Source organism: Amycolatopsis sp. NPDC004079, from assembly GCF_040610415.1.
In the GTDB taxonomy this organism is placed as follows: Bacteria; Actinomycetota; Actinomycetes; order Mycobacteriales; family Pseudonocardiaceae; genus Amycolatopsis; species Amycolatopsis halotolerans.
The window spans coordinates 1-26,039 of sequence record NZ_JBEXMH010000095.1 but is presented as its reverse complement, the minus strand read 5'-3'; the positions used below and the strand labels follow the sequence as shown (position 1 = coordinate 26,039).

The following is a 26,039-nucleotide window of genomic DNA, read 5'->3' as shown; positions in this document are numbered from 1 at the left end:
AGCTTGATTGTGCTGACGGTTCGGGGGTGCTTGTCAAGGCGGGAAAGATGCCTTGACAAGCACCCCCGAACCGCAGGGAGGCTTCGTATCGGGGTTGGGGGAGGGGCTGGGTGCCTCGATGCGTGGGTGCACCGGCGGCGGTTTCGGGTTGGGGCTAGCGCCCCAATGTGGCGTTGGGCGCGTCAGATGCACCGAACGCCGCATTGGGTGCGTGGGACGCACCGAACGCCGCATTGGGTGCATCGCGGAGGTGGGGGGCGGTCCGTGAAGGGCTCCTTGAGGGAATCTGAGTCCGTGGAGGGGCCCCTCACGGACCGCCGCTGGTCGTGAGGGGAACCCTGAGGGACTCTGATTCCCTCAGGGTTCCCCTCACGGAAAGCGCGACCAGGGGCGGGGTGCGCGGATTGCCAAGACCTCTGCCTGCGGCGACAAGGCGATAGGCCGCTGAGCAAGCAGACTGGGACGCTCGCGGGGCAACGGTCGCCCTGGAGTGGATCGGGAGGCCTGGATGGCACAGCAGTCGACACCGGAGGCCGTCGGAGGGCAGCTTCGCGCTGATGCGTTGGGGACTGGCGGGATCGCGTTTCTCGTGTTGGCGGCTGTCGCGCCGTTGACGGGGATGGTCGTGATCGCGGGGCTGGGGATCGCGCTGGGGAACGGCGGCGGGATGCCTGCGTCGTTCCTGATCGCCGGGGTCGTGCTGTTGTTGTTCGGCATTGGGTACGCGCGGATGAGCCGGTACGTCTCCAATGCCGGTGGGTTTTACGCGTATCTTGTCGCGGCGTTGGGGCGTCCGGCTGGGCTTTCCGGGGCGTTCGTCGCGTTGGCTGGGTACAACTGTTTCGTGGCTGGGGCGGTGGGGACATCTGGGGCGTTGACGGGGGGTGTCGTCAACCGGGTATTTCATCTTGATTTGCCGTGGGAGTTTTGGGCTGGGTTGTCGGTGGCGGCGGTGTTTTTGCTGAGCCGGCGCGGGGTTGACGTTTCGGCGAAGGTGCTTGCCGTGTCGTTGATCCTTGAGGTCAGCATTCTGGTCGTGTTCGACGTCGCGGTGCTGGTGAAGTCCGGGTATTCGTTCAGTGCGTTGTCGCCCGCGGTCGTGACGTCCGGGTCGATCGGGCTGGGGTTGTTGTTCGCTGCCACGTGTTTCATCGGGTTCGAGGCGACGGCGCTGTTCAGCGAGGAAGCGCGTGACCCGAACAAGTCGGTGCCGCGGGCTACCTACATTGCGGTGATTGCGATTGGAGTGTTCGCGGCGGTCACGTCGCTGGCGTTGGTGAGCGCGATCGGGGTGGGGAGCGCGAAATCTGTGGCGCAGGACCATCTCGCGGCTGGCGATCTGTTGCTCGCTACCTCGCAGGATGTTCTCGGGACTGTGCTCACTGATGTCATGCAGTTGCTGCTTGTGGTGAGTTTGTTCGCCGCGTTGCTGGCGCTGCACAACTCCGCTAGTCGCTACATCTACGCGCTTGCTCGTGATGGTGTGTTGCCGAAGGCGTTGGGGCGCACGGTTTCTGGTACGCCGCGTAACGCCAGTGCGGCGCAGATCGGGTTCGCTACTGTGGTGGCGGCGATCTTCGCGGTGCTGGGACTTGACCCGGTCGCGTTCTTGACGTCGTCGATGACCGGGTTCGGGACGTTGGCGATCCTCGTGCTGCAGGCGATGGCGTCGATCGCGGTGGTGGTGTTCTTCCGGCAACGACGTGATCCGCATTGGTGGAGCACGTTCGTCGCGCCGGGGCTGGGCGGGGCCGGGTTGATCGGGGTAATTGTGCTGGCTGTGGTGAATTTCTCGACGATGGCTGGGTCGGACGCGGCGTGGATTGGGCTGTTGCCGTGGTTGTTGCCGATCCTGATTGTCGCTGGGCTCGTCACAGCGGTCTATTTGCGACGGAGGCGGCCCGAGACGTATGCGGCGCTCGGGCCGGACGTGCATTGAGTCAGCTTTTCGTCTTGGTCCGGTTGGCGCCCCAGCTGGCGATTGCTATTCCGATGAGCGTCAGGACTATTAAGGCGATGAGCTGACCGGTCCATCCGCCAGGGACCCAGTCGAACGCACCCCACAGCTGGCGTGCGTCGTGGTCGAAGAAACTGCGGATCGCGGCCTGTGCGCATACGACTGTGATCACCATGCCGACCGTTTGCACTGCTGTGTAGCCGCCCTTGCTCATGTGTTCTCCCCTGACTCGTGGTGGCTCAAGCGTGGCGGTCGGCAAGCAGCTGTGCATCGGACCTGCGGAGCGAATCGGGGCCGACCAAAGTCGAGGGATACGACTTTGGTCTAAAGCGGCGCTGTGCCGTGGACGGCTGCACGGGCCGGGCGGATCGGCGAAGATGGGCGGGTGATCGTTCCGCAGGTCAGGCTCAAGGCGTGGCAGCAGGGGTGGCGGCTGCTCGTGGCCGCGCTGCTCGGGGTGTTCGCCTGGGTCGCGGTGGCCGCCCAGCTGCCGGAGGGGTCTGACGACCCGCGGATCGGGTGGCTGCTCTTCGGCGACCCGATTATCGGCGTGGGGTGTCTGGTCGCGACGTTGTGGCGGCGGAAGTATCCGCTTTCGATCGCGACGGGAGTGGTGATCGTCTCGGCGGTGTCGTCGTCCGCGGGAGGGGCGGCGCTGCTCGTGCTCGGGTCGCTCGCCACCCGGCGACGGCCGCTCGAGACTGCGTTCATCGGGTTTGCCTGCATCGCGACGGGGGCGATCACCGAAGGTATTTACCCGCGCGGTGCGGATCCCGACCCCTGGTGGCTGTCGGTGGCGTTCATCGTGCTGATCACCGGCATCGTCGTGGCGGTCGGGGCGGCGATCGGGGCGCGGCGCGAGGAGTTGCAGTCGCTGCGGGAACGTGCGGAGAGCGCGGAACGCGAGCAGGTCGCGCGGGCGGCGGAGGCGCGGATCGTCGAGCGGCATCGGATCGCGCGGGAGATGCACGACGTCCTCGCGCATCGGGTTTCGCTGGTCGCGATGCAGGCCGGGGTGCTGGGGCATCGGACGGATCTGCCTTCTGACCAGGTGTCGCTGTTGGCCAAGGGGATCGCTGACGGCGCGCATCAGGCGCTGGAGGAGTTGCGGGAAGTGCTGGGGGTGCTGCGGGCGAGTCCGGGTGGGCTTGAGCCGCCGCAGCCGTCGCTCGCGACTTTGCCCGCGCTGGTCGCCGATGCGCGGGCGCTGGGGGTCAACGTCGCGTACATCCCGGAATCCATCGGCACGCCGCCGGATCTGCTTGCGCGGACGGTGTACCGGATTGTCCAAGAAGGACTGACCAATGCCGGGAAACACGCACCTGGCGCGGAAGTGTGTGTCACGGTGGAGGGCGGGGAAGGCGACGGCCTGCGCGTGACTGTGCGGGATTCGGGGGCGGCGAGGGGTGAGAAGCCGCCGCCGTCGGCCGGGTTCGGGTTGCTGGGGCTGTCCGAGCGGGTCGAGCTCGCCGGTGGTGAACTTGACCATCACGCGGACCCGGACGGCGGGTTCGTGCTGACCGCGTGGCTGCCGTGGCCTGCCCGCGGCGAAGGGAGCGAGTGAGTGGACCGGGTGCGGGTCGTGATCGTCGACGACGATCAGCTGGTGCGGATGTCGTTGCGGCTCATGCTCGACGGCGAAGCCGACCTGGAGGTCGCCGGCGAGGCCGCGGACGGCGACGCCGCCATCGCCGAGGTCCGCCGGATCCGGCCGGACGTCGTGCTGATGGACGTGCGGATGCCCGGCCGCGACGGCCTGAGCGCCACCGAGGCCATCCTCGGCTGGCCGGACCCGCCGCGGATCCTGGTGCTGACCACCTTCGACTCCGACGAGATGGTGCTCGGCGCGCTGCGGGCCGGGGCGCTCGGCTTCGTGCTCAAGGACACCCCGCCGCCGGACATCCTGGCCGCGGTGCGCGCGGTCGCCGACGGGAATCCCGCGCTGTCCCCGGCGGCCACCAGCAGGTTGATCACCGCGGCGATGGGGCCGCAGTCGTCGGAGACCCGGCGGACCGCGCGGGAGGCGGCGCGGGCGCGGCTGGCCGCGTTGACCGAACGCGAACGGGATACCGCGCGGGCGATCGCGGAGGGGCTGTCGAACGCCGAGGTCGGGGCGCGGCTGCACATCAGCGTGGCGACGGTGAAGGCGCATACGAGCAGCCTGTTCGCGAAGCTGGGCGTGGTGAACCGGGTGCAGATCGCGCTCGTGGTGCGCGACAGCGAGGAGTGAGCAGTGCGCAAATCTCCGCGACAAGCCGCACGCGCGCAGGTATTCGGAAATGAGAGCGTGTTCGCCGATGGAATGCGAATCGGTCTATCGGGAATAGTCTGACTGGGCAATTGACGCTGTTTGTCGCAGCGAATCGCCCGTGCGTTCCGGACGATTTTCCGCGAGGCTTCACTAGTTTCCGGCTGGTTCTCCGCGCCGACGACGAAAGAGGGGCAGTTCACCGACAACCAGAACAGCCTCACCGTCACGCACGACATCAGCGGCTACACGAGGGCCGCGTTGTTCAGCAAGGTTGGCAACGAGGTCGAGACGTTCGTGCGATTCTCGACCGTCGCCGGGGAACGCGGCGCGGCGGACGCCGAACGCGACATCCCGAAGACCTACCGGCACATGCACGGTTTCGGCTCGCACACCTTCAGCCTGATCAACGACGCGGGCGAGCGGCACTGGGTGAAGTTCCACCTGCGCACCCAGCAGGGCATCGAGAACCTGGCCGACCGGGAAGCGGACGCGCTCATCGGCGAGGACCGCGAATCGCACCAGCGCGACCTGTACGAGGCCGTCGAGCGCGGCGACTATCCTAAGTGGACGCTGTATGTGCAGCTCATGCCGGAGGCGGACGCGGCGACCTACCGGTTCCACCCGTTCGACCTCACCAAGGTGTGGAGCAAGAAGGACTAACCCGCTCGTCGAGGTCGGGGAGCTGGAGCTGAACCGGAATCCGGAGAACTATTTCGCCGACGTCGAGCAGGCCGCGTTCACCCCGGCCAACCTGGTGCCGGGAATCTCGGTCAGCCCGGACAAGATGTTGCACGGCAGACTGTTTCCTACGGCGACGCTGGTGAACACCTATCACCGCGACGGCGCAACGCGAGTGGACGGCAACCAGGGCGGGGTGCCGGGCGTGCAGCCGAACTCCTTCGGGCGGTGGGAGGAGCAGCCGCAGTATGCCGAGCCCGCGGGTGCCGCTGGTGCGGTCGCGGACCGGTTCGACTACCGCGAGGACGACGACAACCTGTTCCGGCTTGACGAAGGTGCGCGGCAGCGGCTTCTCGAGAGTACGGCACGGGGGATCAAGGGCGCGCGCAAGGAGACTGTCGAGCGGCATATCGACAACTGCGCCAAGGCGGATCCGGCTTACGGCGCCGGGGTGCGGAAGGCGTGTGAGGAGACCGGGGTGTTGTGACCGGCTCCGGATCGGGTCGCCGCTGTCCGTCAGGGTTCCCCTCACGGACGGTTGGCAAGGCTGAGGCGGCGCAGTTGTTGGCGAGAGGTCAGGCGGGCGCCTGCACGTGTTCCGGGCAGTCGGTGCGCAATTCCGTCAACTCCAAGGGTTTCCCCATCAAGTGACAATGGTGCGGAGCCCTCGGATCGGGATGCTCGTCCCGCCCGAAGAACCGGCACGTCGTGCACACCCGGGCCACGCTGATCGCGCCGCCGCGCTGCAGGTCCGCGATCACCCGCAACAACGTGTTCAGTGTCGTAGCCCGATCTGTTTCCGGCACCGCGGCCAGCGACTGCACCAATTGCTGATCCCATGCCGACAGTGCCGCAGCGGCAGCAAAGCCGCGCTTGGTCAGGGTGAGCAGGCGACGTCGGCCGTCCGAGCCAGGTGAGCGCGTCAGGAGCTCTTTGCGCTCCAGAGCGCTGATCGCGTCGGACATCGTCGGGGTGGTGACGTCGAATTCCGCGGCCAGTGCGTTGACCTCGCGGCGCGGCGCGGGATGGCGGGAGAGCGACAGCACCGCCTGTTGCTGCAGCGGCGAAAGACCCTGCGTGCGGGCGCTGCGCTGGGAAAGCGCGCGCAGGCCGTTCCCGAGCCGCTCGATGGCGTCGGCCAGTCGGCGGTCGAGGCCGGGTTGGTGCTCGGGCATGCGCGCCGCCTCGCGGTTAGGACTCCTTTACTCATGATAGGCGACGGCACGGAAGAAGGCCGGGACCACACGGTCCCGGCCCCCTCCCTCGCCAGTTGGCTCAGACGAGTTTCTGCGCCTCGAGCAGCGCGTCCCGCAGGATCTGCTCCATTTCGTCGAACTCCGCCTGCCCGGCGATCAGCGGCGGAGCGAACTGGACGACCACGTCGCCCCGGTCGTCCGGACGGCAGTAGAGGCCGCGGTCGAACAGCGCGCCCGGCAGGAAGCCGCGGACGAGGCGTTCCCGCTCGTCGGCGTCGAACGTCTCGCGGGTCGCCTTGTCCTTGACCAGTTCGACGGCCCAGAAGTAGCCGTCGCCGCGGACGTCGCCGACGATCGGCAGGTCGAGCAGCTTGCCAAGGGTCGCCTCGAACGCGTCCTGATTGTCGAGCACGCGCTGGTTGAGTCCTTCCCGCTCCATCAGGTCGAGGTTCGCCAGCGCGACCGCGGCCGAAACCGGGTGACCGCCGAACGTGTAGCCGTGCGGGAAGCCGACTCCCGCGCGGAGGAACGGCTCCATCACGCGGTCCGACGCGATCAGCGCGGCGATCGGGCTGTAGCCGGAGCTCAGCCCCTTGGCGCAGGTCAGCAGGTCCGGCTGGAGGCCGAACTTCTCGCTGGCGAACGTCGTGCCGTGCCGCCCGAACGCGCAGATCACCTCGTCGGCGACCAGGAGCACGTCGTGCCGGTCGCAGATTTCCCGTACCCGTTCGAAGTACCCGGGCGGCGGTGTGAGGCAGCCGCCGGAGTTCTGCACCGGTTCGAGCACGACCGCGGCGACCGTGTCCGCGCCCTCGAACAGGATCGCTTCCTCGATCCGGTCCGCGGCCCAGCGGCCGAACGCTTCGAGGTCGCCGGCGAACTCCGGATGCCGGTACAGGTTGGTGTTCGGCACGCGGAAACCGCCCGGCGCGAGCGGTTCGAAGTCCTTCTTCATCGCGGGCAGCCCGGTGATCGCGAGCGCGCCGTGCGGGGTGCCGTGGTAGGCCACCGCGCGGCTGATCACCTTGTGCTTGCCGGGTTTCCCGGTCAGCTTGAAGTACTGCTTCGCGACCTTCCACGCGGACTCGACCGCCTCGCCGCCGCCGGTGGTGAAGAAGACGCGGTTGAGGTCGCCCGGCGCGAGGTGCGCGAGCCGTTCGGCCAGTTCCGCCGCCGGTTTCGTGGCATAGCCCCAAATCGGGAAGTACGCGAGTTCGTTCGCCTGCTGTGCGGCGACTTCCACGAGTTCCCGGCGGCCGTGTCCGGCCTGCACGACGAAAAGCCCGGCCAGGCCGTCGAGGATGCGGCGGCCGCGGTCGTCCCACACGTGCACGCCCTCGCCGCGGGTGATCACCGGGACCGGCGAGTCCTGGTAATTTCCCATGCGGGAGAAGTGCATCCACAGGTGCCGGGCTGCTGCCGACTGAGTGTCCATCGCCGATCCCCTCTCAGACGTTCTGCGGGAAGCCGAGGTCGAGTCCGCCCTGTTCGGGGCCCGGCCAGCGGGTGGTGACGACCTTGGCGCGGGTGAAGAAGTGCACGCCCTCGCCGCCGTGCGCGTGGGTGTCGCCGAACAGCGAGTTCTTCCGGCCGCCGAACGAGTGGTAGGCCACCGGAACCGGCACCGGGACGTTGACGCCGACCATGCCCGCCTCGACGTCGGCGGAGAACTGGCGGGCCGCGCCGCCGTTGTTGGTGAAGATCGCCGCGCCGTTGCCGTACGGTCCCGCGTTGATCAGCTCGATCGCGTCGGCGAACGTCTCCACGCGCACCACCGAAAGCACCGGGCCGAAGATCTCGTCGGTGTAGATCGGCATGTCCGGGCGGACGTTGTCGAACACCGTCGGGCCGACGAAGAACCCGTTGCCGTCCGCGTCGAACTCGCCTTGGCGGCCGTCCAGCACCAGTGTCGCGCCAGCTTCGGCTCCTGCGGCGATGTAGCCGGACACGCGGTCCTTCGCCGCTTCGGTGACCAGCGGGCCCATGTCGCAGCCGCGGGTGCCGTCGCCGGTCACCAGGGTCTTCGCGCGGTCGGCGATCCGCGGCACCAGCGCGTCGGCGACGTCGCCCACCGCGACCACCACCGACACTGCCATGCAGCGTTCGCCCGCAGACCCGAAACCGGCGCTGACGGCCTGGTCGGCGACCAGGTCGAGGTCGGCGTCGGGCAGCACCACCATGTGGTTCTTCGCGCCGCCGAGCGCCTGGACGCGCTTGCCGTTCGCCGTGCCGGTCTCGTAGACGTACTGCGCGATCGGGGTCGAGCCGACGAACGAGACCGCCTCGATGTCCGGGCTGTGCAGCAGTGCGTCGACCGCGGTTTTGTTGCCGTGCAACACGTTGAACACGCCTTCAGGGAGACCGGCTTCGCGCCACAGCTCAGCGATCCAGTTCGCGGCGGTCGGCACCTTCTCCGACGGCTTCAGCACGACGGTGTTCCCGGCGGCGATCGCGATGGGGAAGAACCACATCGGGACCATGGCGGGGAAGTTGAACGGCGAGATGATCGCGACCGGGCCGAGCGGCTCGCGCAGCGAGGTGACGTCGATGCCGGTCGACGCGTTGGCCGTCGCCGCGCCCTTGAGCAGTTGCGGGATCCCGCAGGCGAACTCGACGACCTCCAGGCCGCGTGCGACCTCGCCCGCCGCGTCGGAGAGCACCTTGCCGTGTTCGGCGGTGATGATCGCGGCCAGTTCAGGCGCGCGTGCGTCGAGCAGTTCGCGGAACCGGAACAGCACCCGGCTGCGCTTCGCCAGGGAAGTCTTGCGCCAGGACGAGAACGCGGCTTTCGCGGCGGCGATCGCGGCCTCGGCGTCCGCGGCCGAGCCGAGCGGCACGCGCGCGGTGACCTTCCCGGTCGCCGGGTTCGTGACGTCCCCGTAGCCGTCCGGCGCACCTGCTGCCTCGCCGCCGGCGATCCACTGGGACAGCGTCGGCACGGAATCGCTCATCGAGCCACCTTTCTTCCTGGTATTCGCCCTCTGAGGGTCCCTCCCGGACGGGTCGCGGGTAACCGACGAAGCGTCGGTTTGCGGGGGCCTTGCTTTACACATCGTCGGGTTATGCTGAGGTCGTGCACCTGACTCTGCGCGACGTCCTCGAGCTGCCCGTGATGGCCGCCGGGTCCCCGGTCGTGCGCTCGGCGGCGGACGCGGTCGACGTGCCGGTGCGCTCGGTGCACGTGAGCGAGCTGAGCGACGTCGCCGGGACGCTGACCAGCGACGTTCTGGTGCTCTCCATCGGACGGGCGTTCACCGAGCCGGGCTTCGACGCGGTGGCCTATGTGCGGTCGCTGCGGGACGCCGGTGCGATCGGGCTGGTCGTGGAGCCGGGGCAGCATCTGAAGGCGGTGCCGAACGCTCTGGTGCAGGCCGCTCGCGCCGCGCGGTTTCCGCTGGTGGAGCTGCGCAGCACGGTGCGCTTCATCGAGGTGACCGAGATCGTGCACGCGCGGATCGTCAACGCGCATTACGAGCGGTTGCGGCTCGCCGAGCGTGCGCACGAGGCGTTCAGCACGGTCGGGTCGGCTTCGCAGGCACCGGATGCAGTCCTCGCGCACGCGGCGGACTTGATCGGTTTGCCGGTTGTGCTGGAGGACCGGACGCATCGAGCGCTCGCGTTCGCTGGCGTCGGCTCGGCGGAGTCTTTGCTGCGCGATTGGCCAGCACGGTCCCGGCGAGTGCCGTTTTCGGCGGCGACTGAGGTCGGCGGTCCGGAGAGTTGGATGTGCACGCCGGTCGGGCCGCCACGTGAACGCTGGGGTCGGCTGGTCGTGCCCGCGCGGTCGGCGGAGCAGCCGGCGGCGTGGATGGTGCTCGAACGCGCGGCTGAGGCGTTGACCGTCGGGAAGTTGCTGGAACGCTCGCCGCTGTCGGTGGAAATCGAGGCACAGGGCGATTTGCTGCGAGACCTGTTGCACGGCGCGGACGAGGGTTCGGTCCGCGCGCGGGCCCGGGCGTTGGGACTGGCGTCGGCGGCGTACTACGCGGTGTTGGTGTGCCGCCCGGCTCGGACCGGGCAGGAGCGAGCGTTGCTGGACGCGGTGCTGACCAGCGACGGGATCGGCGGCGTGCTGGCCGAGGGACGGGTGGCAGCGGTGTTCCCGTGTTCCTCGGCGGCCGCGGAGAAAGCCCTGCTGGAACGGGTGGTCGCCGGTGTTCCGGCTGGACTGGCGGCGGCTTTCGGAGCGGCTGGGCCGGTGCGACGGCTCGGTGAACTGCCGGCCGCGTTGCAAGAGGCGGTGCATGTCGCGGACGTCGAATCGCCTGGCGCGCCTGGGCTTCGGCGGGCTGGCGACTTGGGGGTGCGCGGGTTGTTGTGGTGGTTGCGGGAGCATCCGCGGTTGCATGAGTTCACCGAGGCGCAGTTGCGGCCGTTGTTGACGTTGCCGGAGCCGCGTGCCGGTCGGGCGTTCGCGACGTTGCGGGCTTTTGTCGAGTCGGGTTATTCGATGACTGAGTTCGCGAAGGTGGTGAATTTGAGTCGTCCGGCGGCGTATTCGCGGTTGGCGACGATTGAGCGGTTGCTGGGGGTGGATCTGTCCGATTCGGACACTCGGCTTTCCTTGCACCTGGCCGTTTTGGCGCATGGACACCGCGATTCAGCTTCCGGCTCCCCAACGCAGTGAGAGCCGGTCGGCGGCGCGCTCGGTGCTGATGTGCATCATGCTGCCGAGAATGGTCGCGCGGTCGATGACGACGATCGTGCCGTCCGGGGTGCTGGTGGTGCGTTCGCTGACCAGGACCGGGGTGCCGACCGGTTCGTCGAGGAGGCGGGCGAGCTTGTCGTCGAGGGCGTCCGGGCGGATGGTTTCGGCGGCCCGGTCGACCACGACGTCCAGTTCGGACAGTGCACTGTAGAGCGATACTGTGGTGAAGTCCGTGTCTCGCAAGCGTTCTCCGTGCGGTGGAGCGACCCAAGACACCTGATGGATCGCCCGGCGGCCGCCGAATTCGCGTACGCGCTCCAGTCGCAGGCCGGAATCAGTCGTCCGAGCCTGCAGCCGAGCCGCGACTCGAGAGGGCAGCCGCCGGACCGACTGGCTGACGACTTCGGTGCGCACGACGTAACCCTGATCGCGCAGGTCCTCGGTGAAGCTGCGCAGGGAGCCCAGCTGGTACGAGGCCGGTGTCGGCGCCACGAAGGTGCCGCGGCCGGGTTGTTGCACGATCAGGGCTTCGTCGCTGAGTTCGCGCAGCGCCTGCCGGAGCGTCATGAGCGTGACGCCGTAGGACGCGCTCAGCTCCCGTTGCGGCGGCAGGGCCGCGCCGGGCGCGTACTCCCCGGCGCGGATCTTCGCGGCGAGATCCGCGGCGATCGCTCGGTATCGGGCCATGCGCGTCCGTTCTGGTCCAGTTCTGGCTTGACCAGCGGATTCTAGTCCAGCGCGGCTCGCAGGGTCGCGACGTACTCGCCGACCTGCGCCGGACCGGCGCCGTCGAGCACCCGCCGCATGATCGCCGCGCCCACGATCACGCCGTCCGCCACCCGCGCGGCCTCAGCGGCGTGCGCGGGTCGGGAGATGCCGAAGCCGACGAGAACCGGCAGGTCGGTGGCGTTCTTCAGCCGGGTGGCGAGGTCGATCGCGGAGGCGGGCAGGTGGTCGCGTTCGCCGGTGGTGCTCATGGACGAGACGGCGTAGACGAAACCTCGGCTCCGTGCGGCGATCCCGTGCGCGCGGTCGGTCGGTGTCGCGGGGGAGACCAGCAGTGCCAGGTCGATTCCCTCCTCGATCGCGGGCACTTCTTCCAAGGGAAGATCCGGAACGATCAGGCCCTCGACTCCGGCTTCTTTCAGGTCAGCACAGAAACCCTTTCGGATGGCCAAGTTGGCGTAGGTGCTCACGATGATCGGAACGTCCACTGTGGTCTCGGACAGTGCTTTGAGGACACTTTGCGGGGTCGTTCCGTTGGCTAGCGCCACGTTCGACGCCTCTTGAATGGTCACGCCGTCCAATGTCGGGTCGGAGAAGGGGATGCCGACTTCGATTGCGTCCGCACCGGCCGCGGCCAGCGCCGGGAGATAGTCAGTCCACTGTGGAGTAACTCCGCCGGTGATATACGGCATCAGGATTTTGCGGTCGGTTTTCATGCGCGGGACTCCTCGGAGCGGGCGATGAGCGTGGCGATGTCCTTGTCGCCGCGGCCGGACAGGGTGAGCAGCACCGTCGAGCCCGCCGGAAGATCCGGCGTACCAGCGGCTTCGGCCACCCAGGCAAGCGCGTGCGCGGATTCGAGTGCCGGGATGATCCCCTCGGTGCGAGCCAATTGCGAGGCCGCGGCGACCGCTGCTTCGTCGTTGACCGCGACGTACTGAGCCCGGCCAAGATCGCGCAGGTGCGCGTGTTCCGGTCCGACACCGGGGTAATCCAGCCCGGCCGCGATCGAGTGGGCTTCGAGGATCTGCCCGTGCTCGTCCTGCAGGAACAGCGACCGCGAACCGTGCAGCACTCCGGCCTGGCCGAACGTCGCGCCTGATCCGCCGATCGCTTCCACCCCGACCAGCCGCGCGCTGGTGTCGGCGAATCCCGCGAAGGTGCCCGCCGCGTTGGACCCGCCGCCGACGCACGCGACGACGAAATCCGGGGTCGCCGCGTACTGCTCGCGGGCTTCCTCGCCGATGACGCGCTGGAATTCCCGCACCATCCACGGATACGGATGCGGCCCGACGACCGAGCCGAGGCAGTAGTGCGCCTCCTCGGTCGAGCTGACCCAGTGCCGCATCGCCTCGCTGGTCGCGTCCTTGAGCGTGCGGCTGCCGCTCGAGACCGGGACGACCTCCGCGCCGAGGTAGCGCATGCGGAACACGTTGTGGGACTGGCGTTCGACGTCCTGCTCGCCCATGAACACCGTGACCCGCAGGTCGAGCAGCGCGCCCGCGGTGGCCGTCGCGACGCCGTGCATCCCGGCCCCGGTCTCGGCGATCAGCCGCCGCTTGCCCATCCGCCGCGCGAGCAGCGCCTGGCCGACCGCGTTGTTGATCTTGTGCGATCCGGTGTGCGTGAGGTCTTCCCGCTTCAGCACGACGCGCACGCCGAGTTCGGCAGACAGCCGCTCGGCGGGCGTCAGCGGCGTCGGCCGGCCGACGTGCCGGGCGAGCATCGTCTGGAGCTGCTCGCGGAAGCCGGGGTCGACCCAGGCTTTCTCGAACGCGTCGGCGACTTCGAGGCAGGCGGGCACCAGGGATTCCGGCACCCAGCGCCCGCCGTACTCCCCGAAGCGTCCTTTCTGGGTGGGGGTGCGCATGGGCTTCTCCTTAGAGTTCTATAACTGTCTCCACTGTTATAGAACTCTTGACGGCGAAGTGCAAGGCCCTCAGCGCTGCCGCAGGACCTCGACGCCGTCGCCGTCCAGGTCGTCGAGGAACCGGGAGCGGCCGGTCATCGCCATGATCAGCGCGAGCGTCGGGCCGGTCACGAGGGGTCCCGAGCCGCCGGAAAAGTCACTGTCGGTCGCCGCGAGGCGGAGGCCTTGGACGCGTCCTTTGGCGAGTACGACGAGGTCGGAACCGAGGTAGTAACGGGCCACCGCGGTGAGGACGTCGCTTGGGTGTTCACGGCGAATCCCGAGCGGGCGGCGAATGTCCTCGCCGTGCACGACGATCTCGCCGAGCATCGCGACGACCGGCAACGGCGGTTTGGTCGTGCTGGCGCCGACCCGGCGGAAGCGGGCCAAGGTGTCGGCCGGGCGGTCGCCGAGGTGCTCGGCCAATCGCATCGCGACCTGCCGATCGAAGTCGAAACGGCAGCGGATTACGCCCGCCATCCAGCGCAACGGCGTGAGCGACGCGCCCGCGGTGAGGTGGGCCAGCACCTCGCGGACGGAGAGCCCGTCGCACAGCGACGCGGTGCTCCATCGGTCGTCGGGCAGTTCGGCGAGGTCGTCGGCCAGCGCGGCGCGTTCGGCGTGGATCTGCGGCCAGGTGGCGGTCATTCCGGTTCTCCTCGGTCGTGGTTGCCAGGTGAGACCGGCTGGATGCGGCAGAATCGTCGGTCGTGGGGGAATTTTCTTCCGAAACGGCGTTCACTCGTGCGGTGGCCCCGTTGCGTGCCGAACTGCGTGCGCACTGTTACCGAATGCTCGGGTCGATCCACGATGCCGACGACGCCGTCCAAGAGGCGTTGCTGCGAGCGTGGCGGGGGCTGTCCGGGTTCGAGGGCCGCAGTGCGCTGCGCACCTGGCTCTACACGGTCGCCACGCGCACCTGCCTGGACCTCATCGCGCAGCGCGGCCGCCGTGCGCTGCCGGTCGACCTGGGCCCATCGAGCGAGCAGGTCGTGCTCGGGACCCCGCGCACCGACGTGGCCTGGTTGGGCCCGTGCCCCGATTTCCCCGCGGCCAGCTACGAACAACGCGAGGCGGTCGAGCTGGCCTTCGTCGCCGCGTGCCGCCACCTGCCGGGCAATCAGCGGGCGGCGCTGCTGCTGTTCGACGTCCTCGGATTCTCCGCCGCCGAGATCGCCGCGATAATGGAAACGTCGGTGACCTCGGTGAACTCCGCCCTGGCCCGCGCCCGCCGGACCATTTCGACACACGTCCCCGCCGGCACTCAGCAACAAACCCTCCGCACCCTCGGTGACGCTCGCCTCCAGGAACTGGTGACCGGCTTCGCAACCGCTCTCACCAGCGGCGATGTCGACGGCCTGGTGCGCCTGCTGACCGAGGACGTCACTTGGTCGATGCCGCCGCTGCCGCACTGGTATCGCGGCCGCACCGCTGTGGTGGATTTCGCCTATCAGGTTCCGATGACGCGATGCCCGAGCTGGCGGTTCCGGCTGACCAGCGCGAACGCCCAGCCCGCAGTGGCCTTCTACCTCGGCGGTTCGGCGACTGCCGCCCACGAGGCGTGGTCGATCACCGTCCTGACCCTGCGCGGCGACCGGATCCGCGACCTCACGTCGTTCCTCGGCGCGGAGCATTTCCCGGCCTTGGGACTGCCTGCGTCGGTCACGCCTTAGGCGCTGCCCGCACGTGCGCGCGCTGCCCCTGCCGGCCGATCAGGCACAAGTACTCGACCGGTTCCGCCGAAGCCGCGCCGAACCAGTGCGGGACCCGGGTGTCGAATTCCGCTGCCTCGCCCGGCGAAAGGGCCATGTCGTGCTCGCCGAGCACCAGTCTTAGCTGTCCATTGAGGACATAAGTCCATTCGTAGCCCTCGTGGGTTTTGGGGTCTGGTTCCTGCGGTTTCCCTTGCCCGGGAAGGATGAATTTGTACGCCTGGATCCCGCCCGGACGGCGCGTCAGCGGCAGGATCGTTACGCCGTCGGCGCAGCTGATCGGGCGAAGGTGGATGCGCGGATCGCCGGTTTGCGGGGCGTCGACCAGTTCGTCGAGGGTCACGCCGTGTGCGCGGGCCAGCGGCAGCAACTGCTCCAGGGTGGGTCGCCGGCTGCCGGACTCCAGGCGCGACAGCGTGCTGGCCGCGATGCCGGTCTGCGCGGCGAGTTCGGCCAGCGTGACCTCCCGTTTCCGGCGCAGTTCGCGCAGCCGGGGGCCGACTGCGTCGAGGGCACGGTCGTCGTCCATCCGCCGAGTTTGACAGATTGGCAAGATTCCTTGCCAGTCGTGCCGGAGGGTTTGCAAGCTGGAAACAGGAAGCAGGAAAGGAACTCCTTGTGCCGCACGCATTCGATCAGTCCTATTGGGACGAGCACTGGGCTGGTGCCGCCGGGCACGCGCAGCTCGAACCGCATCCGCGGCTGGTCGAGGAGGCGGGGAAGCTCCCGCCCGGACGCGCGTTGGACGCTGGCTGCGGGGAGGGCACCGAAGCGGTCTGGCTCGCCGGGAACGGGTGGCAGGTGACGGCGGTCGACCTGTCGGCGGAAGTGCTGCGGCACGCGCGCGAACGGTCGAGTGCGGTCGACTGGGTGTGTGCTGACCTGCTGAAATGGTCCCCGGAAGGACAGTTCGACCTGGTCGCCACGCATTACGTGCACGCTGCTGGTCCGCTGTTCGAGCGGCTCGCGGAGTGGGTCGCGCCGGGCGGGACGCTGCTGGTGATCGGGCATCACCACGGGGAGATGCATCCGCCGGAGTCGACGATCACCGTCCACGACGTTGGGCTGGATCCTGCCCAGTGGGCGATCACGGTCGCGGAGAACCGGACCAGGAAGGTTCCGGGCGGGGAATTGCACGACACGATTCTCTGCGCACGCAAGGTTTCTTCGCCCAACGCGTAATCGGTGGCGGCCACGAGCGGTTCGGTAGTGCACTGGAGTGGTGGCGGCCTATGACGAGATCGCGGACTGGTACGAGGAGGAATTCCTTCGCGCCCAGCCGGTGAACCCTGGTGCCGAGGCGTTGCGGGGTCTTCTCGGCCACGGCAGCGGCGTGTGCCTGGAGCTTGGCTGCGGCACTGGCGTGCACGCTGACCTGGTGCGGGAGCTGGGCTGGACGCCGGTCGGCGTTGACCTGTCCAGCGGGATGCTGCGGCATGCTCGCGCCCGGCTGCCGATCGCGCAGGCTGACGCCGCGCGGTTGCCGGTTCGGGACAGGAGCGTCGCCGCGGTGGTCGCGGTCCTGGTGCACACCGACATGCCCGCGTATTTCGCCGTGCTGCGCGAGGTGGCCAGGGTGCTGCGGCCGGGCGGAGTGTTCGTGCACGTCGGCGTCCATCCGTGCTTCTGCGGAGGATTCGCCGACCGCGGCGATCCGGCCCCGGTGGTCGTCCGCCCTGGCTACCTCGACGGGCACTGGACCAAGGAATCGTGGACTGACCAGGGAATTCGCGACAAAGTCGGTGCGACGCACCGGCCGCTGCCCGAACTGTTGAACGGGTTCCTCGACGCCGGTCTGACTCTCGACCGGTTCGCCGAGACCGGCACTCCGTTGCCGATCGTGCTGGCCGCCCGGGCACACGCGCGGTGAAATTCGGATGCGCGCCGCGGGGAAGATCTTTATCCTGGCGATCGTGATACAGCACCAGTTCTACCTCTGAGGGATTACCGCCTCCACCGGTCCGCGCGCGTTCGCGGCACCGGCCCTCGTCCTTGCTGTTCATCACGTTTCTTCGGAGGCATTCCCTCATGACATCTCCGCTTTCGCCTGCGCTCGTGCGTACGGCGCACGTCCGGCTGTCCGACGTCCACGTAACCTTCGGCGGCCGTCCGGTGCTCGCCGGGGTCGATCTGGTCGCGGCGGCCGGTGACCGGGTCGCCGTTGTCGGCGAGAACGGGCGTGGCAAGACCACCCTGCTGCGCGTGCTGGCCGGGACGCAGCCGGTCGATCATGGCGACGTCCGCCGTGCGGGCACGATCGGTGTTGCCGACCAGCAGATTCCTTTGGGAGAACAGGAAAATGTCGGCGATCTGATCGACCTCGAATTGGCTGCGGTACGAAATGCGTTGGCCCGCTTGGAAGCCGCGACGACCGCGCTCGCCGAAGGGCAGCCCGGCGCGGACAACGCTTTTGCCGAAGCGCTCTCGGACGCCGAAGCCCTCGACGCGTGGGACGCGGACCGGCGGGTCGAAGTTTCGCTGGCCGCACTGAACGCGGTCGACGATCGGAGCCGTCCACTCGGGACACTCTCGGTCGGGCAACGGCATCGAGTCCGACTGGCGTGTCTGCTCGGCGCGGGACATTCCGTGCTGCTGCTGGACGAACCGACCAACCACCTCGACGCATCCGGTCTTGCCCACCTCACCGAGCAACTGCGCGCGTACCCAGGCGTGGTCGTGCTGGTGAGCCACGATCGTGCGTTGCTCGCCGATGTTGCGACGTCGGTGCTGGACCTCGACCCGTCGAGCGACGGCCGTCCGCGCGGTTACGGCGGCGGTTATTCGGCGTACGTGGAAGCCCGGCAGGCCGAACGGGCCCGATGGGAGGCACTGCACGCCGAACAACTAGCGGAACGGCAGCGCCTGGCGGACGACCTTTCCGCCGCGCAGAACCGATTGCGCGACAACTGGCGTCCGGAAAAGGGCCACGGCAAGCACACCCGCGCGACCCGGGCGCCCGGCTTGGTCCGCGCTGTCCATCGTCGGCAGGAGGACCTGAACGCGCACGTGGTGGCTGTCCCGCCGCCACCGGCGCGGTTCGTCATGCCGGAATTGCCGCAGCACCAAGGAACCGTCGCGCTGCGGGCCGCCGGGGTGACCGTCGCTGGGCGGCTGGACAGCCCGGTCGACCTGACGCTCGGCGGCGCGGACCGGCTCGTCGTCACCGGCCAGAACGGGGCTGGGAAGTCGACGTTGCTGGCGGTGCTGGCCGGGGCGCTGGAGCCGACGTCGGGCACGGTCACGCACGCGAGGTCGGTGCGGATCGGCTGGCTGGGCCAGGAATCCGACCTTCCCGCGCGCCGCACCGCCGCCGAACTGCTCGAGCAACGGTCCCCGGCCGACCTCGGCTTGCTCAGCGGGTACGACCGGAACCGCCCGATCGCCGAGCTGTCGACCGGAGCCCGGCGGCGGCTGGACCTGGCGTTGGTGCTGGCCGCGCGCCCGCAGGTCCTGCTGCTGGACGAGCCGACGAACCACCTGTCCGCGCCGCTGGTCGACGAGTTGACCGCCGCCCTGCAGTCGACTCCGGCCGCGGTGGTGGTGGCCACGCACGACCGACAGTTGTTGCGCGACACGGCTTCCTGGCCGCGGTTGGCGCTCTGAACCGGGAGGCTGGGCGATCGCTCCCACAGATGTCTGTGAAGGGCTCCTTGAGGGAATCAGATTCCCTCAAGGAGCCCTTCACGGACCTCGGCATCGCGCGGCAACATCCGCGAAACATCCGCGGGGCAGGCTAGGCATCATGCCTCTGTTGATCAACCGAGCAGACTTCGCGAACCCGCAGCTCCGTGCGCAAGCCGTTGTTCGGCCCGGACCGGATCGCGCAGTTCCTCATCGGAATCTCCACGATGGAGGAGGTGACGATCATCAACGGCGGCGCGGGCGCGGTTTCCTGCAGGACGGCAAGGCGCCGACCACCGTCACGGTGCGAGCGAACAACCAGGGCGTGTCGACGCTGTGTTTCGTGCGCAACCCCGACAAGCTGACCGGCGTCACTCTCGCCTAGCCGCGATCCCGTCGTACATCATCCGCCGCACGGCTTCGCTGATTCGGCGTTGTTCGTCGGGGTCCGGGTTGCGCAGCGAGGCGATCGCCGACGCGAGGATCATCCCGTTGATCGCCCGTGCGCTGTTGTCGACGTCGAGATCGGCGCGCAGGTAGCCGAGTTCCACGCCGTGCGACAGATACGCCGCGGTCAGTTCGGTGGCCAGCTCGAAGAAGTCCAGTACCCGGGCCGCCATCGCTTTGTCGATACCGGCGGCTTCGAACAGCAGCAGCCGCGGGACGCGCGGGTCCTCGCCGAAGATCTGCGCGAGCGCGTCGCCGATCCGGGCGGTCTGCTCGCGGTAGGCGTCCAAAGTGGACACCGCGTCCGGCGCGTTCTCCGCGGTCAGCGCGGTGACGATGCGGGCGACCAGGTCGTCGATGACGTGGTCGACGATGTCGCGCTTGTTCTGGAAGTAGCGGTAGAAGGTGCCGTGCCCGATGCCGAGCTTCGTGGCGATGTCGGAGATGCCGGTGGCGTGGTACCCGAGGTCGGCGAAGCAGTCGAAGGCCGCGTCGATGATCTCGCGGCGCAGTTCCTGCTTCTTGCGCTCGGCTCGGGTGGTGCGGGCGCTCTCCTGGGCTGTCACACACTGCAGTGTATTGCCAAGTCCAGCGAAGTGACATACCGTTCCGTTACTGACAAGTAATTCCGGACGAGAGGTCGGACATGGACGCGCAGTACGACGCAGTCATCGTCGGCGCGGGCTTCGGCGGCATGGGAGCGGCCATCCAGCTTCGCCGCCTCGGCTACCGCGACCTGCTGATTCTCGACCGCGAGGACGACCTCGGCGGGACCTGGCACGTCAACCGGTACCCGGGGCTGGCCGTCGACATCCCGTCGTCCACCTACTCGTACTCGTTCGAGCCCAATCCGTACTGGTCGCGGCTGTTCGCGCCGGGCGCGGAGCTGAAGAAGTACGCCGAGCACGTCGCGGACAAGTACGGCCTGCGCGGTTCGATGCGGTTCGGCACAGTGGTGACCGGCGCGACCTGGGACGGCTCCAGTTGGCGGGTCAGCATCGAAGGCGGCGAGACGGTCACCGCGAAATACCTGCTCACCGCCACCGGCTTCCTGTCGCAGCCGAAGATGCCGGACATCGAGGGCATCGAGAAGTTCGCGGGCAAGGTCATCCACACCACCAAGTGGGACGACAGCTACGACCTCGCCGGCAAGCGCGCCGCGGTGATCGGCACCGGCGCGACGGCCGTCCAGCTCATCCCGGAGATCGCCAAGGTCGCCGCGGACCTGACCGTCTACCAGCGCACGCCGATCTGGGTCAGCCCGAAGCCGGACTACGCCGTGCCGAAGCCGCTGCAGCAGGCGTTCGCGAAGCTGCCGCTGGTGCAGCGCGCGGTGCGGCTGGCGGGCAGTTCGGTGCTGGAGCTGATGATGATCTCCGGCGTCGTGCAGTACCGGCAGTTCCGCGGCGCCAACCGGATCGCCGAACGCTGGTGCCGAGCGCACCTGTACCGCCAGGTCCGCGACCCGGAACTGCGCCGCAAGCTCACCCCGGACTACTCCTTCGGCTGCAAGCGGCCGACGTTCTCCAACGACTACTTCCCGGCCTTCACCCGCCCGCACGTGCACCTGGAGACCACCAGCATCGAGCGGATCGACGAGACCGGGATCGTCACGGCGGACGGCAAGCGCACCGAGATCGACACGCTCGTGCTGGCCACCGGCTTCAACCTGTGGGACGTGAACTTCCCGGCGATCGAGATCATCGGGAAGGACGGCAAGAACCTCGGGAAATGGTGGCGGGACAACCGGTTCCAGGCGTACGAGGGCGTGACCGTGCCCGGGTTCCCGAACCTGGTTTCGCTCAACAGCCCGTATTCCTACAGCGGCCTGTCGTACTTCACGACCATCGAATGCCAGATGAAGCACATCGACCGGCTGTTCAAGGGGATGCGTGCTCGCGGCTCCGACGTGTTCGAGGTGACCCAGCGGGCGAACGACGAGTTCCTTGACCGGATGAAGCACAAGGTCGGGCATTCGGTGTTCTCGCTCGGCCAGTGCGCGACGGCCAACAGCTACTACTTCAACCAGCACGGCGAGGCGACACTGCTGCGTCCGACGTCGACGATCAGCGCGCACCGGGAGGCGGCGCGGTTCCCGTTGGAGGATTACTGCTTCGCGTGAGCCCGGGTGATGCGCGCCGGTCAAGGGAACCTTCGGCCCTCGATCGGCGTCGAGGTTGGCGTGAAGACTGAGCAAGACGTCCTGGCCCGCCTCCGCACGCAGGCCGAACCCGTCCTCGGCAAGGGCGCGGCGGCGCGGATTCGTGCGTTCGAGAACGGCGACCTGTACGTCGAGGCGCGGACCGCTTCCACGATCTGGGCCTGGCTGGTCGACTTCCTCCTGGTCACCGGCCTGTCCGTCGCCGCGGCGGTGGCGTACTACTTCAAGTCGTACAGCGTCGACGCCGCGGTCGGCGCGAGCGTGATCGGGGTGGCGGGGCTCTTCGTGCTGCCGCTGCTGTACGGCTGGTTCTACGGTAACGGCCGCGGCCTAGGCGCGCTGTTCAACGGGATCCGCCTCGTCCGGCTCCGGGACGGCGGCCGGATCGGGCTCGGCAAAGCGGGCTGGGCCATGCTGATCCGCACGCTCGGCTTCGTGATCATCGCGCTCGGTGTGCTCAACGGCGACGTGACCGTGACGAACGGGGTCCGCACGAGCATCGACGTCCGCGAGACCGACCGGCTCCGCGCCGCCGGTTTCGTCCGGAAGCCGTGAGCGGGTACCAGGTCCGCGCGGTCGCGGACACTCCCGAACAACGGCTGCGCGACTACACCGTCCGGCTGCAGGCGATCGTCACCACGCGGCGGGTCTACCGGGTGATGACGGCCAGCCTCGCCGGGCTCTTCGGCGTCAGCGGGCTGCTGGTCGGAGTGCTGGCCCATTCCGCGGCCGGAGGTTTCAGCCTGGCGGGCGGCGGCGTCTTCTTCGCGGTGCTGTGGCTCGGCGGGGTCTTGATCTGGCGCGGCAGGCCCGCGACCGAACGTGCGGTGAACCCGGATTCGCGTCCGCCCGCCGGTCGTACTCCGGGGAACCTGCGCGGGGCTTTCTCCGCCGCGGCGGGAATGGGACTCCTCGCCGCTGTCGTATGTGGACTGTCCTTTATGTCCAGCAACCCGCCGGACGCGGTGCTGAAGCTGGCGATCATCGGGCTCGGCACCTTCGCGGTCTTCGCCGTTTTGTTCGTCCCGCCCGGATACGTCTACACCCAGTCCGACCAGTACTTCGCGAAATGGCTCAACCGCAACCGCGCGGCTTACGAGGAAGCGGCTCGGCGGCTCTAAGGCGTACGACGGCGCAGCGTCGCCGCGCCGAGGGTGCGTCCCGCGACATCGAGCCGCTGACTGGCCAGTCGCCAATAAAATGACGGCAGCACCAGTAAATGATCGGCAACTTCTCTTGTGGTGCGGCGTTCTCCACGCGTTGAAGGTCAAGCGATGTGGGTCGAGAGGGCCTTTGACATGTTCGGCTTGCTAGGCAAGGATGTCAAACCTTGTGTAACGATCGACGTGAGCAGGGTGGGGCAGCGCGTGAATAGTGAGAATGAACAGAAGAAAGAACTGATGGATCTGGAGGACGAGTTCGGGGGCTACCTTACGCCTACGGATGGTGATTATCAAAGTGTAATGCTATCTGGGATGGTTGTTCTTGACGCTAACGTTCTGCTGAATCTTTATAGGTATGCGACCTCCACTCGTGAAGACTTATTCAATGTTCTTGGCAAACTTGGTGATCGCCTGTGGATTCCTCATCAGGTCGCGCTTGAGTTCTGGAAGAATCGGGAGGGGGCGCTAGAAGATCTAAAGAAGGTGACCAAGGAGACGGTTGACGCCTTGGAGGGAGTCTCTTCTCAAGCTCCAGAAATCGTTTCCGCATGGGCGAATCGAATATCTCTCGATAATCCCAATGGCGAGGAACTTTCTAATTTGATTCAAAGTGGTTTCAAGTCTGCCATTAAGGCCATCAAGGAACTTGGAGACCCTGAAGGGGTAAGCGGTCATTGGGACACTAATAAGGACAATATCCTGGCGAGTCTGAGGCGTATTTTTTCGGGCAAGGTTGGCAAGCGACTTGAGGTGGAAGATGAAGTGAAGGCTAGGGAGGAGGCGCGACGGAGGATCGCTGAAAAGATTCCACCGGGCTACAAGGATTCTGGCAAGGACGATCCTTGCGGTGACTATATTTACTGGGTGCAAACTCTCCGGGAGGCTCGTCGTCGCAAGGTTGGAGTTCTGCTTGTGACGGATGATTCAAGAAGTGATGATTGGTATAGGCGACAAGCTGGAAAGACGCGTGGACCTCGTTTTGAACTGGTCGACGAGATGGCCGATTTTGCGGGAGTCCGGCTCTTTATGATGCGCACCCAATCTCTACTGTTTCATGCCAGGCGAGTACTTGAAGTCGATGTGCGAACTTCTTCCGTAGAGGAAGCGGCCAGGGTTGATGAGCGGCATTTCGAGTTGAATCAGCAGAAGCACTTGGTCGATTCGCGAGAACTTAAACGTGGAAAGGATCGAGGAATCGATATTGATCAGATGCGGAAAATTGTCAGAGGAAGCCTGGCGGAGGATGCTAGAAACGAACAGTTTAGAGTGCAGGCGAGGTTGGTTCGGGAGCGATACCGCGAACACATCGAGCGTCTTGGATTCGAAGTATTCAAGCGATGGGAAGCAGATGGACCTTGGGATTTATTGGCGGAGCGAGAAATTTTGCGCATCGCTTACTATACTCTTTCGCAGGATTATTTGAACAATCTCAGGCTGACTCAAACTCGAATAGTGCGGATTGTTGAAGAATTGGCCGATAAGAAGCCGGGAGCCTCGGTAAAAGTTGCACTTATTCTTACGGGGGAGCCGGATCCCATCATCCTCGAGTTTATTGACGAATTTGACTTACCGGCAGTCTGGTTAGATGGCCTAGAGTGGGTTGGAAATCCGCGAGCCGTGAGCCTGGGATTGGTTTAGTAGGGAGCTCTGCAGCGAATTTTCCAGGTCTGAGGAGTGGAATCTGAATTGAATTGTTTTAATGGTCGGCGGCTTGGTCGGGGCTCGATAATTGTAGGGGCGGGGATGCTCTATTTTTATTGCTGGAGTGAATTTAATCATAATTTTTTGGATTGGTTGCCTGGCGAATCCTTCCGTGTGACCGCAGTCGTCAGCTGGCTCCAATAGATTTCCAGTTGCGCGATACGTGACCTAGGAAATTCGTACGATTCAACCGCGGACGGCCAAAGATGGTCGCTGGTCTGCTTCTTGACTTACTGCGGGCAGCGGCTCGGCGGCTCTAAGGCGTACGACGGCGCAGCGTCGCCGCCCCAAGGCCCAGCGCCAGCACCGCGCATCCCAGCACGATAAGAATGTTGCGGGTCAACGGCATCGTCCACTCCGCGCTGCGCGTCACCTGAGTGAGCGCTTCGACGGCGTAGGACAGCGGCATCACGTCCGACAGCCAGTGCAGCACCCAGCCCATCTCGTCACGCGGCTGGAAAAGCCCGCACAGCAACGTTTGCGGCAGCACGAACAGCGGCATGAACTGCACGGCCTGGAACTCGCTCGTCGCGAACGCGCTCACGAAGAGGCCTAGCGCCATGCCGAGCAACGCGTCGAGCACGGTGATCAGCAGCAGCGACCACACCGAACCGGAGACCGTCAGCCCGAGCCACCACAGGCTGACCGCCGTCGCGACCGCCACCTGCAGCACCGCGACCAGTCCGAACGCCAGCGCGTACCCCGCGAGCAGGTCGAATTTCCCCAGCGGCATCGTCATCAGCCGTTCCAGGGTGCCTGCGGTGCGCTCGCGCAGGGTGGTGATCGAGGCGATCAGGAACATGATCACGAACGGGAAGACGCCGAGCAGCGCGGGCGCGATCCGGCTGAACACCTCGGCCGAGTTGAACACGAAGCGCAGCAACAACATCAGCAGCGTCGGCACGAGCACGAGCATCACGACGGTGCGCGGATCGTGCCGCAGCTGGGCGAGAATCCGGCGGGTGGTGGCGAGAGTGATCGAGACAGTCATCGCTGAGCCTTCACCAGGTGCAGGAACGCGCGTTCGAGGTCTTGTTCGCCGGTGGCCGCGCGCAGGGCGTCCGGCGAATCGTCGGCGAGCAGCACGCCGTCGCGCATCAGCAGCAACCGGGTGCAGCGCGCGGCTTCGTCCATGACGTGGCTGGATACGAGAAGCGTGGTGCCTTCTGCGGCGAGCCGATGGAAAAGGTTCCACAAATGCTCGCGCAGCAACGGATCCAGCCCGACGGTCGGCTCGTCGAGCACGAGCAGTTCGGGTTTGCCGAGCAGTGCGACGGCGAGGCTGGCCCGGCTGCGCTGACCGCCGGAGAGCCGGCCGACCAGCGCGTCGGCGTGCGAACCGAGGCCGACCTGTTCGATCGCGTCGGCCACTGACCGCGACGGCGCGCCCAGCACGGAGGCGAAGTAGCGCAGGGATTCGGTGACGGTGAGGTCCGCGTAGACGGCGGGTGCCTGCGTGGCGTACCCGATCCGCTTGCGCAGCCGACGACTTCCGGCGGGTTCGCCGAGCACCGTGACCGTGCCGCCGTGGGTCACCTGTACGCCGACGACGGCACGCATCAGCGTGGTCTTCCCGCAGCCGCTCGGCCCGAGCAACCCGGTGACCGAACCGGCCTCGACGCGGAAGCTCACGTCGCGCAGCACATCCCGGCCACCCCGGACGACCCGCAGACCGTCGATGGCCACCGCGGAATTAATCATGCGGTTAATTCTGCGCGCGCGGAATTTCCCTGTCAAGCACGGGTGCGCGGCGGGAAGCGCCCCGTGAGGCTTTCTCCGCGGCGGGCGCTGGGGAGGTCCGTGAAGGGCTCCTTGAGGGAATCTGATTACCACACGGAGCCCGGCACGGGGGGGTGGGGGGGGAGGGCG

General features: G+C 67.2%; 25 protein-coding genes and 1 pseudogene. 14 read left to right on the top strand and 12 right to left on the bottom strand.

What is annotated here, in order from left to right; translation table 11 throughout:
- Positions 1-508 precede the first annotated feature (508 nt).
- Positions 509-1,939: an APC family permease gene (locus tag ABZX37_RS45440; protein ID WP_354750553.1), complete on the top strand. Its 1,431-nt coding sequence runs from the start codon at positions 509-511 to the stop codon at positions 1,937-1,939.
- 1 nt (position 1,940) lies between these two features.
- On the opposite strand, the gene ABZX37_RS45435 is transcribed toward ABZX37_RS45440, so the two are convergent.
- Entirely contained in the window at positions 1,941-2,171 is a 231-nt protein-coding gene (locus tag ABZX37_RS45435; protein ID WP_354750552.1) for a hypothetical protein, read from the bottom strand.
- A gap of 171 nt (positions 2,172-2,342) precedes the next feature.
- Between ABZX37_RS45435 and ABZX37_RS45430 the strand changes: the two genes are divergently transcribed.
- The 3 genes and pseudogenes from ABZX37_RS45430 to ABZX37_RS45420 all read left to right on the top strand — a co-directional run.
- Entirely contained in the window at positions 2,343-3,521 is a 1,179-nt protein-coding gene (locus tag ABZX37_RS45430) for a histidine kinase (RefSeq protein ID WP_354750551.1), read from the top strand.
- Positions 3,522-4,187: a response regulator transcription factor gene (locus tag ABZX37_RS45425; protein WP_354750550.1), complete on the top strand. Its 666-nt coding sequence runs from the start codon at positions 3,522-3,524 to the stop codon at positions 4,185-4,187.
- Between the two features lie 234 nt (positions 4,188-4,421).
- A pseudogene (locus tag ABZX37_RS45420) lies at positions 4,422-5,373 on the top strand (catalase); the annotation flags it as partial.
- An 88-nt stretch (positions 5,374-5,461) separates the two neighbouring features.
- Here ABZX37_RS45420 and ABZX37_RS45415 read toward each other — a convergent pair.
- The 3 genes from ABZX37_RS45415 to ABZX37_RS45405 all read right to left on the bottom strand — a co-directional run bounded on the left by ABZX37_RS45415 (position 5,462) and on the right by ABZX37_RS45405 (position 9,033).
- Positions 5,462-6,061 carry a MarR family winged helix-turn-helix transcriptional regulator gene (locus tag ABZX37_RS45415; protein ID WP_354750549.1) on the bottom strand — a complete coding sequence of 200 codons (600 nt, stop codon included), beginning with the start codon at positions 6,059-6,061 and terminating at the stop codon, positions 5,462-5,464.
- Between the two features lie 100 nt (positions 6,062-6,161).
- Positions 6,162-7,517, bottom strand: coding sequence for an aspartate aminotransferase family protein (locus ABZX37_RS45410; RefSeq protein ID WP_354750548.1), 1,356 nt, complete (start codon positions 7,515-7,517; stop codon positions 6,162-6,164).
- Positions 7,518-7,530: 13 nt separating this feature from the next.
- A complete protein-coding gene (locus tag ABZX37_RS45405; RefSeq protein WP_354750547.1) occupies positions 7,531-9,033 on the bottom strand; it encodes a CoA-acylating methylmalonate-semialdehyde dehydrogenase in 1,503 nt (500 codons plus the stop codon).
- A gap of 122 nt (positions 9,034-9,155) precedes the next feature.
- On the opposite strand from ABZX37_RS45405, the gene ABZX37_RS45400 reads away from it, so the two are divergent.
- Positions 9,156-10,709 carry a PucR family transcriptional regulator ligand-binding domain-containing protein gene (locus tag ABZX37_RS45400; RefSeq protein WP_354750546.1) on the top strand — a complete coding sequence of 518 codons (1,554 nt, stop codon included), beginning with the start codon at positions 9,156-9,158 and terminating at the stop codon, positions 10,707-10,709.
- Here ABZX37_RS45400 and ABZX37_RS45395 read toward each other — a convergent pair.
- The 4 genes from ABZX37_RS45395 to ABZX37_RS45380 all read right to left on the bottom strand — a co-directional run bounded on the left by ABZX37_RS45395 (position 10,683) and on the right by ABZX37_RS45380 (position 14,013).
- Positions 10,683-11,417 carry a GntR family transcriptional regulator gene (locus ABZX37_RS45395; RefSeq protein ID WP_354750545.1) on the bottom strand — a complete coding sequence of 245 codons (735 nt, stop codon included), beginning with the start codon at positions 11,415-11,417 and terminating at the stop codon, positions 10,683-10,685. The two genes, ABZX37_RS45400 and ABZX37_RS45395, sit on opposite strands and share 27 nt — an antisense overlap.
- 41 nt (positions 11,418-11,458) lie before the next feature.
- On the bottom strand, positions 11,459-12,172 hold the full coding sequence (gene trpA / locus ABZX37_RS45390) for a tryptophan synthase subunit alpha (RefSeq protein ID WP_354750544.1): 714 nt from the start codon (positions 12,170-12,172) through the stop codon (positions 11,459-11,461).
- Positions 12,169-13,326: a tryptophan synthase subunit beta gene (gene trpB, locus ABZX37_RS45385; protein ID WP_354750543.1), complete on the bottom strand. Its 1,158-nt coding sequence runs from the start codon at positions 13,324-13,326 to the stop codon at positions 12,169-12,171. Before trpB ends, trpA begins: the two co-directional genes overlap by 4 nt.
- Positions 13,327-13,395: 69 nt before the next feature.
- Positions 13,396-14,013 (bottom strand): maleylpyruvate isomerase family mycothiol-dependent enzyme, encoded by a 618-nt coding sequence (locus ABZX37_RS45380; protein ID WP_354750542.1) that lies wholly within the window; start codon positions 14,011-14,013, stop codon positions 13,396-13,398.
- Positions 14,014-14,075: 62 nt separating this feature from the next.
- Here ABZX37_RS45380 and ABZX37_RS45375 point away from each other — a divergent pair, with 62 nt between their 5' ends.
- Positions 14,076-15,038, top strand: a complete 963-nt coding sequence (locus ABZX37_RS45375) for a sigma-70 family RNA polymerase sigma factor (RefSeq protein ID WP_354750541.1) — start codon at positions 14,076-14,078, stop codon at positions 15,036-15,038.
- Here the strand turns inward: ABZX37_RS45375 and ABZX37_RS45370 are convergent.
- Positions 15,028-15,606 (bottom strand): XRE family transcriptional regulator, encoded by a 579-nt coding sequence (locus ABZX37_RS45370; RefSeq protein WP_354750540.1) that lies wholly within the window; start codon positions 15,604-15,606, stop codon positions 15,028-15,030. The genes ABZX37_RS45375 and ABZX37_RS45370 overlap by 11 nt on opposite strands.
- Positions 15,607-15,695: 89 nt before the next feature.
- On the opposite strand from ABZX37_RS45370, the gene ABZX37_RS45365 reads away from it, so the two are divergent.
- From ABZX37_RS45365 to ABZX37_RS45350, 4 genes are all read left to right on the top strand, one after another.
- Entirely contained in the window at positions 15,696-16,259 is a 564-nt protein-coding gene (locus tag ABZX37_RS45365) for a class I SAM-dependent methyltransferase (protein WP_354750539.1), read from the top strand.
- Positions 16,260-16,299: 40 nt separating this feature from the next.
- Entirely contained in the window at positions 16,300-16,947 is a 648-nt protein-coding gene (locus ABZX37_RS45360) for a class I SAM-dependent methyltransferase (protein ID WP_354750538.1), read from the top strand.
- Between the two features lie 158 nt (positions 16,948-17,105).
- Positions 17,106-18,680 carry an ABC-F family ATP-binding cassette domain-containing protein gene (locus ABZX37_RS45355; protein WP_354750537.1) on the top strand — a complete coding sequence of 525 codons (1,575 nt, stop codon included), beginning with the start codon at positions 17,106-17,108 and terminating at the stop codon, positions 18,678-18,680.
- A 139-nt stretch (positions 18,681-18,819) separates the two neighbouring features.
- Positions 18,820-19,083, top strand: a complete 264-nt coding sequence (locus tag ABZX37_RS45350) for a hypothetical protein (RefSeq protein ID WP_354750536.1) — start codon at positions 18,820-18,822, stop codon at positions 19,081-19,083.
- Here ABZX37_RS45350 and ABZX37_RS45345 read toward each other — a convergent pair.
- Entirely contained in the window at positions 19,070-19,711 is a 642-nt protein-coding gene (locus tag ABZX37_RS45345) for a TetR/AcrR family transcriptional regulator (protein WP_344271219.1), read from the bottom strand. The genes ABZX37_RS45350 and ABZX37_RS45345 overlap by 14 nt on opposite strands.
- 80 nt (positions 19,712-19,791) lie before the next feature.
- On the opposite strand from ABZX37_RS45345, the gene ABZX37_RS45340 reads away from it, so the two are divergent.
- The 4 genes from ABZX37_RS45340 to ABZX37_RS45325 all read left to right on the top strand — a co-directional run bounded on the left by ABZX37_RS45340 (position 19,792) and on the right by ABZX37_RS45325 (position 24,107).
- Entirely contained in the window at positions 19,792-21,267 is a 1,476-nt protein-coding gene (locus tag ABZX37_RS45340) for an NAD(P)/FAD-dependent oxidoreductase (protein ID WP_354750535.1), read from the top strand.
- A gap of 60 nt (positions 21,268-21,327) precedes the next feature.
- Positions 21,328-21,861 (top strand): hypothetical protein, encoded by a 534-nt coding sequence (locus tag ABZX37_RS45335; protein WP_354750534.1) that lies wholly within the window; start codon positions 21,328-21,330, stop codon positions 21,859-21,861.
- Positions 21,858-22,427 carry a hypothetical protein gene (locus tag ABZX37_RS45330; protein ID WP_354750533.1) on the top strand — a complete coding sequence of 190 codons (570 nt, stop codon included), beginning with the start codon at positions 21,858-21,860 and terminating at the stop codon, positions 22,425-22,427. Before ABZX37_RS45335 ends, ABZX37_RS45330 begins: the two co-directional genes overlap by 4 nt.
- A gap of 153 nt (positions 22,428-22,580) precedes the next feature.
- Positions 22,581-24,107: a PIN domain-containing protein gene (locus tag ABZX37_RS45325; protein WP_354750532.1), complete on the top strand. Its 1,527-nt coding sequence runs from the start codon at positions 22,581-22,583 to the stop codon at positions 24,105-24,107.
- A 319-nt stretch (positions 24,108-24,426) separates the two neighbouring features.
- Here ABZX37_RS45325 and ABZX37_RS45320 read toward each other — a convergent pair whose 3' ends face one another.
- Both ABZX37_RS45320 and ABZX37_RS45315 read right to left on the bottom strand, forming a co-directional pair.
- On the bottom strand, positions 24,427-25,161 hold the full coding sequence (locus tag ABZX37_RS45320) for an ABC transporter permease (RefSeq protein ID WP_354750531.1): 735 nt from the start codon (positions 25,159-25,161) through the stop codon (positions 24,427-24,429).
- Positions 25,158-25,871: an ABC transporter ATP-binding protein gene (locus ABZX37_RS45315; protein WP_354750530.1), complete on the bottom strand. Its 714-nt coding sequence runs from the start codon at positions 25,869-25,871 to the stop codon at positions 25,158-25,160. Before ABZX37_RS45315 ends, ABZX37_RS45320 begins: the two co-directional genes overlap by 4 nt.
- Between the last annotated feature and the right edge of the window lie 168 nt (positions 25,872-26,039).

What these genes read in the sequence shown, in the direction of transcription:
- ABZX37_RS45320 (WP_354750531.1), bottom strand. Translation starts at nt 25,161, where the DNA reads ATGACTGTCTCGATCACTCTCGCCACCACCCGCCGGATTCTCGCCCAG.
- ABZX37_RS45355 (WP_354750537.1), top strand. Translation starts at nt 17,106, where the DNA reads ATGACATCTCCGCTTTCGCCTGCGCTCGTGCGTACGGCGCACGTCCGG.
- ABZX37_RS45370 (WP_354750540.1), bottom strand. Translation starts at nt 15,606, where the DNA reads ATGGACGACGACCGTGCCCTCGACGCAGTCGGCCCCCGGCTGCGCGAA.
- trpA (WP_354750544.1), bottom strand. Translation starts at nt 12,172, where the DNA reads ATGAAAACCGACCGCAAAATCCTGATGCCGTATATCACCGGCGGAGTT.
- ABZX37_RS45315 (WP_354750530.1), bottom strand. Translation starts at nt 25,871, where the DNA reads ATGATTAATTCCGCGGTGGCCATCGACGGTCTGCGGGTCGTCCGGGGT.
- ABZX37_RS45395 (WP_354750545.1), bottom strand. Translation starts at nt 11,417, where the DNA reads ATGGCCCGATACCGAGCGATCGCCGCGGATCTCGCCGCGAAGATCCGC.
- ABZX37_RS45440 (WP_354750553.1), top strand. Translation starts at nt 509, where the DNA reads ATGGCACAGCAGTCGACACCGGAGGCCGTCGGAGGGCAGCTTCGCGCT.
- ABZX37_RS45405 (WP_354750547.1), bottom strand. Translation starts at nt 9,033, where the DNA reads ATGAGCGATTCCGTGCCGACGCTGTCCCAGTGGATCGCCGGCGGCGAG.
- ABZX37_RS45380 (WP_354750542.1), bottom strand. Translation starts at nt 14,013, where the DNA reads ATGACCGCCACCTGGCCGCAGATCCACGCCGAACGCGCCGCGCTGGCC.
- ABZX37_RS45435 (WP_354750552.1), bottom strand. Translation starts at nt 2,171, where the DNA reads ATGAGCAAGGGCGGCTACACAGCAGTGCAAACGGTCGGCATGGTGATC.
- ABZX37_RS45415 (WP_354750549.1), bottom strand. Translation starts at nt 6,061, where the DNA reads ATGCCCGAGCACCAACCCGGCCTCGACCGCCGACTGGCCGACGCCATC.
- ABZX37_RS45325 (WP_354750532.1), top strand. Translation starts at nt 22,581, where the DNA reads ATGTGGGTCGAGAGGGCCTTTGACATGTTCGGCTTGCTAGGCAAGGAT.
- ABZX37_RS45340 (WP_354750535.1), top strand. Translation starts at nt 19,792, where the DNA reads ATGGACGCGCAGTACGACGCAGTCATCGTCGGCGCGGGCTTCGGCGGC.
- ABZX37_RS45410 (WP_354750548.1), bottom strand. Translation starts at nt 7,517, where the DNA reads ATGGACACTCAGTCGGCAGCAGCCCGGCACCTGTGGATGCACTTCTCC.
- ABZX37_RS45350 (WP_354750536.1), top strand. Translation starts at nt 18,820, where the DNA reads ATGCCTCTGTTGATCAACCGAGCAGACTTCGCGAACCCGCAGCTCCGT.
- trpB (WP_354750543.1), bottom strand. Translation starts at nt 13,326, where the DNA reads ATGCGCACCCCCACCCAGAAAGGACGCTTCGGGGAGTACGGCGGGCGC.